This is a genomic window from Streptomyces mesophilus, assembly GCF_011044995.1.
GTDB lineage: Bacteria > Actinomycetota > Actinomycetes > Streptomycetales > Streptomycetaceae > Streptomyces > Streptomyces mesophilus.
This window is the reverse complement of the sequence record NZ_JAAKZW010000257.1, coordinates 1-10,796: the sequence shown is the minus strand read 5'-3', so window position 1 is coordinate 10,796 and position 10,796 is coordinate 1. Positions and strand designations below refer to the sequence as shown.

The window sequence follows — 10,796 nt, the reverse complement described above, 5'->3', positions numbered from 1 at the left end:
CGCACCGCCCGCCCACCGGCCCACGTACCGGCAGATGGTCCGGCATCTGCGCGCGGAGGCGAACGCGGGCCGGATGCTGCCCTTCGTCATCGAGTACCAGGGCCGGCTCGTCGGCCAGCTCACGGTCGCCGGGATCACCTGGGGCTCGATGTGCTCGGGCCATATCGGCTACTGGGTGGACCAGTCGGTCGCCGGCCGCGGCGTCATGCCGACCTCGGTCGCGCTCGCGGTGGACCACTGCTTCCGTACGGTCGGTCTGCACCGGATCGAAGTCTGTATTCGCCCCGAGAACACCCCGAGCCGCAGAGTCGTCGAGAAACTCGGATTCCGTTCCGAAGGACTGCGTCCACGCTATCTCCACATTGATGGAGGCTGGCGCGATCACCTGGTGTTCGCGCTCACGGCGGAAGAGGTGCCCGAAGGGCTGCTCACGCGCTGGCACGCGAGCCGCAGGATCGCGGCGCTGCAGGACCGTGACCAGGCTCAGGACGGTCCGCGCAACGCTACCGACACCGCCTGAGCGGGCGCGCGCAAATAAAATACTTGTTCGAAAATGAGCGGCGCTTGACCGTGAATATGCCTGTAATCGAAGCCAGCTGATCGCATCAGTCACAAAAAAAGTTCGAGATATCAGCCAGATCGTGCGACACACCGGGCCAATTGGCAGATGGCCTCACCGAAACCCCTCTACCGTGTGAGGCGTGAGCAGCAGCGGCCTCATCTACGCAGTCATCGTCGGGGCCTGGGCCGCCTACTTGGTGCCGATGTGGCTCCGTAGGCAGGACGAGCTCAACGAAGCCCGTCCGACGGAACGCTTCTCCACCGCTATCCGTCTGCTGTCCGGACGGGCGGGGATGGAGCGCCGCTACGCCAAGGGCCTCAAGGACCGGGGCGAGAGCGACCAGCCCGGGCCGGAGCCGGCCGGCGCGGAATCCCTGACGGGATCCGTCGACGTCCGGTCCTTCGCCGCGCCCAAGGCGCCCAAGCCTGCGGAGGTCCCGGCCGAACCGGCCCAGGCGTCCGAGCGGCCCGAGCCCAAGGAGCGCCGCCGCCCCGACGCCGATGCCGCCGCGCGCGCCCGCCGATCCAAGGTGCTCGCACGCCGCCGGCGCACCACGATGATGCTCTTCCTCGCCTTCACCGTCGGCGCCATCGTCGCCGCGGTCGGCGGACTCGGACTGCTGTGGGCGCCCGCGCTGCCCGCCGCACTCCTGAGCGCGTACATCCTTCATCTGCGGGCCCAGGAACGCCGGCGCTTCGCCTACGTCATGGACCGCCGCCACGCCGAGGCCGCCGCGCGCCGCGTCCGTGAGCGCAGCGCCGCGCAGCGCCGCGAGGCGGCCGCCCGCGAAGGCGGCCCCGCCGGACCCGACCTCGCCGCGGACCGGCGTGCCCTGGTCGAGCAGACCGATCACGCCGAATGGGTCGACCAGCAGCGCGAGCGCGACCGCGGCGGTGCCCGCGGCGACAGCTGGGAGCCGGTCCCGGTCCCGCTGCCGACGTACGTCACCGCGCCGGTCGCCCCGCGCGCGCAGGGCGAGGTCGACCTCGGTGCCCCCGACACCTGGAGCTCGGCGCGGTCCTCGACGATCGGGCAGCAGTCCGCCCCGCAGCAAGCCGCACCGGCCGCAGAAGAGACCGAGAAGCCGGAGGCCCGGCCCGCCAAGCCTGCCGACCCGCAGGCCGCCGCACGCCGTGCCGCGTCCGGAAGGCGCTCGCGGGAGCGCGGACGGACCCCGCTGTTCGACCAGTACGCGGACCCCGAGCGCCCGCGTGCGGCCAACGAATGAGGCCTGTTCCGGGCCGCCTGTCTGACCAGCGCGGAACGGATTTCCAAGCACCCCGATCGGGGTGCTAAAGTTTCACTCGTTGCAAGGGCCTGTGGCGCAGTCTGGTAGCGCACCTCGTTCGCATCGAGGGGGTCTGGGGTTCAAATCCCCACAGGTCCACCGCAATTGAGAACCCCGCCGGAAAGCTCCGGCGGGGTTCTTGCTTTGCGTGCGCGACCGCGGGGGCCGCGTGCAAGGCCGCGGAAGCGGGGGCTGCGATCTGTGTCACGCCCGCTCCGGCGGATGGCATGGATACTTGGTTGGTATGTCCACTGTTGTCCGGTCTCGTCGTGTGCCGCGTGCCCTGAGTGCGGCCGTCGCCGCATGCGGTGTCGCGCTGCTCATGGCCTGCGGCCGGCCGGACGGGCTGCACGTACAGGGGCCGGCGATATCGCCCTCGCCGCAGAAGGGTCCGGTGTACGTCGCCGACGCCATGGGGCAGCCGCTGCGCCGGCCGACCTCCGTGGGCCTGAGCGAACTGGTCACCGTCAGCGACCTCAAGTGGAGCAGCTGGGGCGGGTCCACCGCCGTGGCCACCGGGAAACTGAGCGGGGCCTGGTGTCTGCCGGGGTGCGAGAAGGAGCCGTACGACGTGACCGTCACGCTCAGCGGGCTGCAGCAGCAGGAGCGCGTCGCCTACTACCGGCGCGCCAGTGTCGTACCCGACGATCCCGCGAAGCTGCCGCCCGAGGCCGTGAAGGTGCAGTTGCAGGCGATCCGGCTCACCGTCCCGGTGTACTGAGCGGCCCATGGGACTCCGTACGAAGATCGGTGCCGCGATCGCGGGCACGGCCGCCCTGGTGGCCGTCGTGATCGGCGTCCTCGTGCACCACCAGACGGTGGGCGCGCAGTACGACGCCGCCGTCCAGCAGATCGGCGACCGGCTGCAGACCGCCGTACAGGATCACGCGGCGGGCGTCGACGGCGGCAACTCCCTGATCAATCCGCCCGATCTGCCCGAACCGCTCGGCGAGGCCGTCGAGGACGGGAAGTGGGGCGTCTACCTCGACCGTGACGTCAAGGGGCCGCCGCTGCTGTGGGCGGCCAGCAAACAAGGGAACGCCGTCGTCGCGCTGCGGCGCTCGTACGACAGGGAGACCCGGACCCTGCGCGATCTGGACCGGGTCCTTTGGATCTCCGGAGCCATCGGCACCGCGCTCGGCGGCCTGGCCGGCCTCGCCGTCGCGACCCGGCTCGGCAGGCGGCTCACCGCCTCCGCCGACACCGCGCAGCGCATCGCCGACGGCGACCTCACCGCACGCCTCGAACCCCGCGGCAAGGACGAGGTCGCCAAGCTCACCACCGCCGTCAACACCATGGCCGACGCCCTCGCCCGCCGGATCCAGGCCGAACGCGAAGTGACCGCGAACATCGCGCACGAACTGCGCACCCCCGTCGCCGGCATGGTCACCTCCGCCGGGCTGCTGCCGCCAGGACGGCCCTCCGAGCTCGTCCAGGGCAGTGCGCAGCGACTGCGGGAACTCGTCGACGACGTCATCGAGGTGGCACGGCTCGATGTGTCGAGCGAGACCGCCGAGACCGAGCCGCTCGCCTGGGGCGACCTGGTGCGCAAGGCCGTACGGACCGTGGCGGCGCCCGCCGACGGAGTCGAGGTCGTCGTCGTGCGCGACGCCGAGGTCGAGACCGACCCCCGGCGCTTCGAACGCATCGTGGCCAACCTCGTCAGCAACGCACTGCGGCACGGCTCCGCGCCCGTACGCGTCGAAGCCGAGAGCGGAGTGCTCCGCGTGTACGACAGCGGCCCCGGGTTCCCCGAACAGATCCTGCGGGCCGGGCCCCAGCGCTTTCGTACCGGAGCGCGGGAGACGGGGCTCGGCCTCGGGCTCACCATCGCGCTCGGCCAGGCCCAAGTGCTCGGCGCGCGGCTGCGGTTCGCGAATCTCCCGGACTCGGGCGCCCTCGCCGTACTCGATCTGCGCAGTGCCGTCGTCGCCGAGGGTGCCGCCCGGGACGCGGATCGGGACGCTGGCCAGGATCAGGACAGCGGCTTGTCGTAGCAGCGGCTGCTGTCGTGGAAGCGGTAGTGGCCGACCTTGGCGCACGGCGCGTACCCGCTGGACGTGTACAGGGCGATCGCCTCGGGCTGCTCGATACCCGTCTCCAGGACCATCCGCGTACGCCCGCGGTCGCGCGCGTCCTCTTCGAGGAGCGCCAGGATCCGCCGCGCCAGACCCAGGCCCCGCGCCTCGGGCACCACATACATCCGCTTCAGCTCGGCGTCGCCGTCCGCATAGTCCTGGTCGTTCGCGTCCTGGCTGCGCCAGCCGCCGGTCGCGACCGGGCGGTCCTGCTCGTCGTACGCGATCAGATAGAGGCCGGCGGGCGGGACGAACATCCCGGCGTCGAGCGGGGTGACATCGCCTTCGGCGTCGCCATAGCGCTCCACGTACTCCAGCTGCACCTGGTCGTTGAGCTTGATCGCGTCGGGGTGGTCGTAGCGCACTGGCTGAATGTTCATGCGTCTCATCGTACTTCTATGCATCAGGTGGGATGGGTCCTGACCAGTGTGCCGGTATCGTGCCGGGGTGCTGACTGTGACTTCCGTGAACGTGAATGGCATCCGCGCCGCCGCCAAGAAGGGCTTCACCGAGTGGCTCGCGGAGACCGAAGCCGACGTCGTCTGCCTGCAGGAAGTGCGGGCCGAGGCCGACCAGATCCCCGAAGAGGTACGCGCCCCCGAGGGCTGGCACGTCGTCCTCGCCCCCTCCGTGGCCAAGGGCCGCGCCGGTGTCGCGCTCTACTCGCGGCGGGCGCCCGAGCGGGTGCGGATCGGGTTCGGGTCGGAGGAGTTCGACGCGAGCGGGCGCTACGTCGAGATCGATCTGCCGGGGGTCACGGTCGCCAGCCTGTATCTGCCCTCGGGGCAGGCGGGCACCGAGAAGCAGGACGAGAAGTACCGCTTCATGGGCGAGTTCCTGGCCTATCTGAAGGAACTCAAGACGCGCGCCGCCGCCGACGGGCGCGAGGTCGTGGTCTGCGGCGACTGGAACATCTGCCACCAGGAAGCGGACCTCAAGAACTGGAAGACCAACCGCAAGAACGCCGGCTTCCTGCCGGAGGAGCGGGAGTGGCTCGGGCGGGTCTACGAGGAGTACGTGGATGTGGTGCGGGCGCTGCACCCGGGAGTTGAGGGGCCGTACAGCTGGTGGTCGTACCGGGGGCGGGCGTTCGACAATGACGCAGGATGGCGCATTGATCTCCATGTCTCGACGCCGGGGCTCGCGGAGCGGGCGGTGAAGGCGTTCGTGGAGCGGGCCGCCACGCACCCCGAGCGGTGGTCGGATCATGCGCCGGTGACGGTCGTCTACGGGAGCTGACGCCGGTGGCTGTGCGCTGTGTCTTCAACGCCAGGGGTCGAGCGCCTGTTTGCCCTGGGTCCGGCCTGAGGCGAGCTCCCGCAGTACGGAGCTGCCGTCGGACAGGGCGTGGATCCGCGGGGTGCCCGGTGGGTAGACGCCCTCGGCGATGAGGTCGGTGAGTTCGGCGAGCAGCGAGCGGTAGAGGGCTGGGGCCGCGCTTGCGAGCGCGCCGATGTGCAGGCCCTTGAGCTGGACCTGGTGCGTGAACACCAGCTCGTGGGTGCTCACGGTCGCGTCGCCGGAGGCCGCGCCGTAGACGACGACGCGGCCGGTGAAGGGCTTGGTGACCGCCAGGCTGGTGGCGAACGTGGCGCGGCCCACCGATTCGAGGACCAGGTCGACTCCGCCGCTCAGACGGTCGATCTCCGCTGCCAGGTCGGAGCGGCCGCTGTCCAGGACGTGGTCGGCGCCGAGTGCTGTGAGCGTCGCGTGCTTGCCCGGTGAGGCCGTGGCGATCACGCGCGCTCCGTAGCGGCGGGCGAGGCGGACGGCCGCCTGGCCCACGCCTCCGGCCGCGGCGTGGATCAGGACCGTCTCGTCCTTCTCGATCCGGCCCAGCGGTCTCAACGCCGCAAGGGCGGTGGCCCAGTTGAGCACCAGGCCGAGCGCCTGCGCGTCGGACCAGCCGGCGGGCACCGGAAGGGCCTGCGCAGCCGGCATCGTCATGTACCGCGCGAAGGCGCCCGGTCCGGTGCCGACGACATGGGTGCCGGGCACAAGAGGGTGCTCGATGTCCGGCCCTGCTGCCAGGATCTCGCCCGCGGCCTCGAAGCCGGCCGCATAGGGGGCCTCGGGGCCGCCGGCGTAGGTGCCGTGCGTCTGCATCACGTCCGCGAAGTTCACGCCCGCGGCGCCCACGCGGATCAGATACTCGCCGGGGCCCGGGACGGGCAGCGGCTGATCCGTGACGAGGGTCAGGTCCTGCGGCCCGCGGTGGGAGGTCTGGACGAGGCGGCGCTGGGTGAGGTGCCCGGTGCTCTCCGGGCTCTCTGCGTTTTCCGTGCTCTTCGTGTTCTTCGTGTTCTTCGTGTTCTTCATGCCGGGAACGTACGAGCTTCACGCAGGTGTCAAGGTCAAGTCCCGCTCAGCGAGGGCCCGGACGGGCGGCGGCCTCGCGGAGGTACGCGTCGAGGGCTTCCTGCTGCTCGACGAGTCCGGCGATCCGGGCGGCTACACGGTCGCGATAGCGCTCCACCTCACGCAGGAACTCCGCGTCCGCCCCGCTCGCATCCGTGCCGGACGGTGGCAGCAGCTCCCGGATGAGCCGCACGGGAAGGCCGGACTCCAGGAGCGAGCGGATGGTGCCGACGCGGTCGAGCGTGGAGCGGCAGTAGTCGCGGTATCCGTTTCCGCAGCGGCCCGGGACGATCAGTCCCTCGTCCTCGTAATGCCGCAGCGATCTGGCGCTCACACCGCTGACCCTGGCGGCCTCACCGATCTTCATGTTCCGCCGCCAAGCGCCGGTCCAGGGCCAGCGACAGCTCCGCCTCCACCACGGCCTTCGCCAGGGGGCGGAGTTTCTCCATGTTCTCGTCCTGGGTGTACGTGCGGATCGTGGTGAGGAACAACTCGGCCAGGGCGTCCGCGTGTTCGCGCACCCGGGCGCCCGCCTGCATGACCTCCGCGAGCGGGACCCCGGCGCGTACGAGCGCGGTCGAGGCGTCCAGGAGGCGGCGGCTGATGTGGACGATCTCGTCGCCGTCGGGGGCGAGATAGCCGAGGTCGAGGGCGGCGGCGAGGTTCTCGGGGGTGACCTCGCCGGCGAAGGCGTCGGCCAGTTCCTCGGGGCTGAGCCGGACCGGGGTCTCCTCGGTGGGCTGGATGCCGAGGATCTCGCCGACGTCGCGGCCGGACTCCAGGGCCTCGTTCAACTCGGCGATGACGGACAGGGTGTGGCCGCGCTCCAGCATCGCCGCGATGGTGTGCAGGCGCGCCAGGTGGTGCTCGTCGTACCAGGCCAGACGCCCTTCGCGGCGCGGTGGCGGGATCAGTCCGCGCTCGCGGTAGAAGCGCAGGGTGCGCACGGTGATGCCGGCCGCTTCGGCGAGTTCCGTCATGCGGTACTCGCGGACCGCTGCCCGGCCGTCCCGCGCCTTCGGTTCGTCAGCCTTCTCCGCCACGTCAAGCACCCTATGTTGTACCGCCGGTAACTTGTCCCTCCCAGCCCCTACCCATGAGTACGGAGCTGCTCTACTCTCCCCACTATGCCAGTGGTTACTGGCACAGTCGTGTACTTCGGGAGGCGGGCTGCATGGCCGGGCGTCAGGGCGAGCACGAACACGAACATGTACGGGTGGCGGTGATCGGGTCCGGCTTCGGCGGGCTCGGGGCCGCCGTGCGGCTGCGCCGTGAGGGCGTCACGGACTTCGTGGTCCTCGAGCGGGCCGGTTCCGTGGGCGGTACCTGGCGGGACAACAGCTATCCGGGCTGCGCGTGCGATGTGCCGAGCCATCTGTACTCGTTCTCCTTCGCGCCCAACCCCGAGTGGCCGCGCACCTTTTCGGGTCAGGAGCACATCCGCGCGTATCTGGAGCATGTCGCCGACACCTTCGGGCTGCGGCCGCACATCCGCCTCGACTCCGAGGTGAAGCACATGCGGTGGGACGCCGAGCGGCTGCACTGGGAAGTCGAGACGAGCAGCGGCACGCTGACGGCCGATGTGGTCGTCTCCGCCACCGGGCCGCTGTCGGATCCCAAGATCCCGGACATCAAGGGCATCGACACCTTCGAGGGCAAGGTCTTCCACTCCGCGCAGTGGGACCACGACTACGACCTGCGCGGCAAGCGCGTGGCGATGATCGGGACCGGAGCGTCCGCGATCCAGATCGTGCCGGAGATCCAGAAGGAGGTGCGGCGGCTCACGCTCTTCCAGCGCACCCCGCCGTGGGTCCTGCCGCGCGCGGACCGTGCCATCAGCGGCGCCGAGCGCTGGCTGCACCGGCAGCTTCCCTTCACGTCCAAGGCCAGGCGCGGACTCCTGTGGGGGATACGGGAGTTGCAGGTCCAGGCGTTCACGAAGCGGCCCAATGAGCTGGGCATGATCGAGGCGCTCGCCAAGCGCAACATGTACCGGGCGATCAAGGACCCGGTCCTGCGCGAGAAGCTCACGCCCACGTACCGCATCGGCTGCAAGCGGATCCTGCTCTCCAACACGTACTACCCGGCGCTCGCGCAGCCCAATGTGGACCTCGTGGACAGCGGTCTCGCGGAAATACGGGGCAACACCCTCGTCGCCGCCGACGGCACCGAGACCGAGGTCGACGCGATCGTCTTCGGCACCGGCTTCCACGTCACCGATATGCCGATCGCGGACCGTGTGAGGGGCGCTGACGGGCGGACGCTCGCCGAGAGCTGGCAGGACGGGATGAAGTCGCTGCGCGGCGCGACCGCGGCCGGCTTCCCCAACTGGATGACGATCATCGGTCCCAACACCGGGCTCGGGAACTCCTCGATGATCCTGATGATCGAGTCCCAGCTGAACTACATGGCCGACTACGTACGGCAGTTGAACACGTTGGGCGGCCGGGTCGCGCTGGCCGCGCGGCCGTCCGCCGTGAACGCCTGGAACCGGCGGGTGCAGGACCGGATGAAGCGGACCGTGTGGAACACGGGCGGCTGCACCAGCTGGTACCTGGACGACAACGGGGTCAACACCACGGTCTGGCCCGGCACCACCACCGAGTTCCGGTCCGCCACGCGGCGGGTCGACCTCGCGGAATACGAAGTCGTACGGCTCCCGAAGCCGGCGGACACCGAGTCGAAGCCCCGTACGGAAAAGGTCGGCGCGTGAGCAGACTGATGCATGTGACCTCCGGGCCCTACGCCCCGCCCGTCGCCGCCCGTGAACTGGTCGCCGTGTCGAGTGACGGCTCCCGGCTGCATGTCGAGGTGCACGGCCCGGACGGCGCTCCGGCCGTGGTGCTCGTGCACGGCTGGACCTGTTCGACGGCCTTCTGGGCCGCGCAGATACGGGAGTTGGCGCGCGACCACCGCGTCATCGCGTACGACCAGCGCGGCCACGGGCGCACGCCGGCTCCCGCGGGACCCACCGGCTACAGCGTCGGCGCGCTCGTCGACGACCTCGAAGCGGTGCTCGCCACTGCGCTCGAACCCGGTGAACAGGCCGTGCTCGTCGGGCACTCCATGGGCGGCATGACGCTGATGGCGGCGGCCGGGCGGCCCAAGGTCGCCGAGCATGCGGCCGCGGTGCTCCTGTGCAGCACGGGCACGGTGCGCCTGGCCGATCTGTCCAAGGTGATCCCGCTGCGGGCGGGCCGGCTGCGCACCCGCCTGACGCGCGGACTGCTGCACTCCGCGGCGCCGCTCGGGCCCGTCACTCCGCTCGCGCGCCGGATCATGCGGTACGCGACGATGGGCCCCGGCTCCTCGGCGCTGAAGACCGACGCCTGCACCCGGATCGTGCACGCCTGCCCGCGCAGGGTGCGCCAGGGGTGGGGACGCGTGCTCGCCGCGCTGGACATCGAGGCCAACGTCGCCAAGCTCACCGTGCCCACCGCGGTGATCGTGGGGACGGCCGACCGGATGACTCCGCCCGAGGCCGCGGAGGCCATCGCGGCGGCGCTGCCCGACTGCGTGGACTTCGCCCAACTGCCCGGGATCGGCCATATGACGCCCGTAGAGGCTCCTGACCTTGTCACCGCGCAGATACGTCAACTCGTCGCCGCCTACGCCCTTGTACGCGACACCTCCGCCCCAGTACGCACCACCCACGCCGAAGTGAAGGAGGGGGCATGAGCAAGGTAGCCCTCGAAGGACAGGTCGCCGTCGTCACCGGAGCGGCGCGCGGCGTCGGGGAACTCCTCGCGCGCAAGCTCTCCGCGCGCGGCGCGAAGGTCGCCCTGGTCGGGCTCGAGCCCGAGCTGCTCAAGGAGGTCTGCTCGCGGCTGCACACCGAAGCGGACTACTGGCACGCCGACATCACCGACCACGAGGCGATGGCGCGCGTCGCCCAGGAGGTGAAGGAACGCTTCGGCAAGGTGGACATCGTGGTCGCCAACGCCGGGGTGGCGGCGGGCGGTCCGCTCGTCGACGCGGACATGGCGGCTTGGCGGCGGGTGATCGAGGTCAATCTGATCGGGTCGGCCGTGACGGGGCAGGCGTTCCTGCCCGTTCTGATGGAGTCGCGCGGCTACTTCCTGCAGATCGCCTCCCTCGCGGCGATCACGCCCGCGCCGATGATGTCCGCGTACTGCGCGTCCAAGTCCGGGGTGGAGGCCTTCGCGCACAGTGTGCGGGCCGAGGTCGGGTACAAGGGCGTGAAGGTCGGCGTCGGGTACCTGTCCTGGACGGACACCGACATGGTGCGCGGGGCCGACGAGGACGATGTGATGCGGGAGTTGAGGTCGCGGCTGCCGTGGCCGTCCAACAAGACGTATCCGCTGGGTCCCGCCGTGGACCGGATCGTGGCCGGGATCGAGCGGCGCTCTGCGCATGTGTACGGGCAGTGGTGGCTGCGCGGGATGCAGTCCATCCGGGGCTACCTGCCGTCGGTGATCGGGACGGTCGGGGCGCGGGAGATGAAGCGGTTCGAGGGCCGCTTCGGGGATGCGAAGCGGGGGCTTGTGGG

12 protein-coding genes and 1 tRNA gene are annotated in these 10,796 nt (G+C 70.7%); 9 read left to right on the top strand and 4 right to left on the bottom strand.

Annotated features, from left to right (window positions below; genetic code table 11):
• The 5 genes from G6045_RS35240 to G6045_RS35220 form a co-directional block, all read left to right on the top strand.
• On the top strand, positions 1–520 hold a 520-nt coding region (locus G6045_RS35240), incomplete at its 5' end, for a GNAT family N-acetyltransferase (protein ID WP_165336285.1).
• 181 nt (positions 521–701) lie between these two features.
• Complete coding sequence (gene sepX, locus G6045_RS35235) at positions 702–1,790, top strand: divisome protein SepX/GlpR (protein WP_165336284.1); 1,089 nt, start codon at positions 702–704, stop codon at positions 1,788–1,790.
• 85 nt (positions 1,791–1,875) lie between these two features.
• A tRNA-Ala gene (locus G6045_RS35230) sits at positions 1,876–1,949 on the top strand.
• 145 nt (positions 1,950–2,094) lie between these two features.
• Positions 2,095–2,571 carry a hypothetical protein gene (locus G6045_RS35225; protein ID WP_165336283.1) on the top strand — a complete coding sequence of 159 codons (477 nt, stop codon included), beginning with the start codon at positions 2,095–2,097 and terminating at the stop codon, positions 2,569–2,571.
• A 7-nt stretch (positions 2,572–2,578) separates the two neighbouring features.
• Complete coding sequence (locus G6045_RS35220; protein ID WP_165336282.1) at positions 2,579–3,847, top strand: sensor histidine kinase; 1,269 nt, start codon at positions 2,579–2,581, stop codon at positions 3,845–3,847.
• Here the strand turns inward: G6045_RS35220 and G6045_RS35215 are convergent.
• The gene (locus G6045_RS35215; protein ID WP_165336281.1) at positions 3,826–4,308 is read right to left on the bottom strand and encodes a GNAT family N-acetyltransferase; all 483 of its coding nucleotides are present in this window, start codon (positions 4,306–4,308) and stop codon (positions 3,826–3,828) included. The genes G6045_RS35220 and G6045_RS35215 overlap by 22 nt on opposite strands.
• A gap of 67 nt (positions 4,309–4,375) precedes the next feature.
• Between G6045_RS35215 and G6045_RS35210 the strand changes: the two genes are divergently transcribed.
• Complete coding sequence (locus tag G6045_RS35210) at positions 4,376–5,167, top strand: exodeoxyribonuclease III (RefSeq protein WP_328708017.1); 792 nt, start codon at positions 4,376–4,378, stop codon at positions 5,165–5,167.
• 24 nt (positions 5,168–5,191) lie between these two features.
• Here G6045_RS35210 and G6045_RS35205 read toward each other — a convergent pair whose 3' ends face one another.
• The 3 genes from G6045_RS35205 to G6045_RS35195 are packed head-to-tail and all read right to left on the bottom strand — an operon-like array spanning position 5,192 to position 7,266.
• Positions 5,192–6,247 carry a zinc-binding dehydrogenase gene (locus G6045_RS35205; RefSeq protein ID WP_165336279.1) on the bottom strand — a complete coding sequence of 352 codons (1,056 nt, stop codon included), beginning with the start codon at positions 6,245–6,247 and terminating at the stop codon, positions 5,192–5,194.
• 46 nt (positions 6,248–6,293) lie between these two features.
• Positions 6,294–6,620 carry a MerR family transcriptional regulator gene (locus G6045_RS35200; protein WP_328708016.1) on the bottom strand — a complete coding sequence of 109 codons (327 nt, stop codon included), beginning with the start codon at positions 6,618–6,620 and terminating at the stop codon, positions 6,294–6,296.
• A gap of 19 nt (positions 6,621–6,639) precedes the next feature.
• On the bottom strand, positions 6,640–7,266 hold the full coding sequence (locus tag G6045_RS35195; protein WP_165336286.1) for a MerR family transcriptional regulator: 627 nt from the start codon (positions 7,264–7,266) through the stop codon (positions 6,640–6,642).
• A 194-nt stretch (positions 7,267–7,460) separates the two neighbouring features.
• Between G6045_RS35195 and G6045_RS35190 the strand changes: the two genes are divergently transcribed.
• The 3 genes from G6045_RS35190 to G6045_RS35180 all read left to right on the top strand — a co-directional run.
• On the top strand, positions 7,461–8,999 hold the full coding sequence (locus G6045_RS35190) for a flavin-containing monooxygenase (protein WP_165336277.1): 1,539 nt from the start codon (positions 7,461–7,463) through the stop codon (positions 8,997–8,999).
• Complete coding sequence (locus G6045_RS35185; RefSeq protein ID WP_165336276.1) at positions 8,996–9,964, top strand: alpha/beta fold hydrolase; 969 nt, start codon at positions 8,996–8,998, stop codon at positions 9,962–9,964. The genes G6045_RS35190 and G6045_RS35185 overlap by 4 nt, the downstream gene beginning before the upstream one ends.
• Positions 9,961–10,796 (top strand): SDR family oxidoreductase (locus G6045_RS35180; protein ID WP_165336275.1); only part of this gene is annotated, 836 nt, incomplete at its 3' end. The genes G6045_RS35185 and G6045_RS35180, both read left to right, overlap by 4 nt.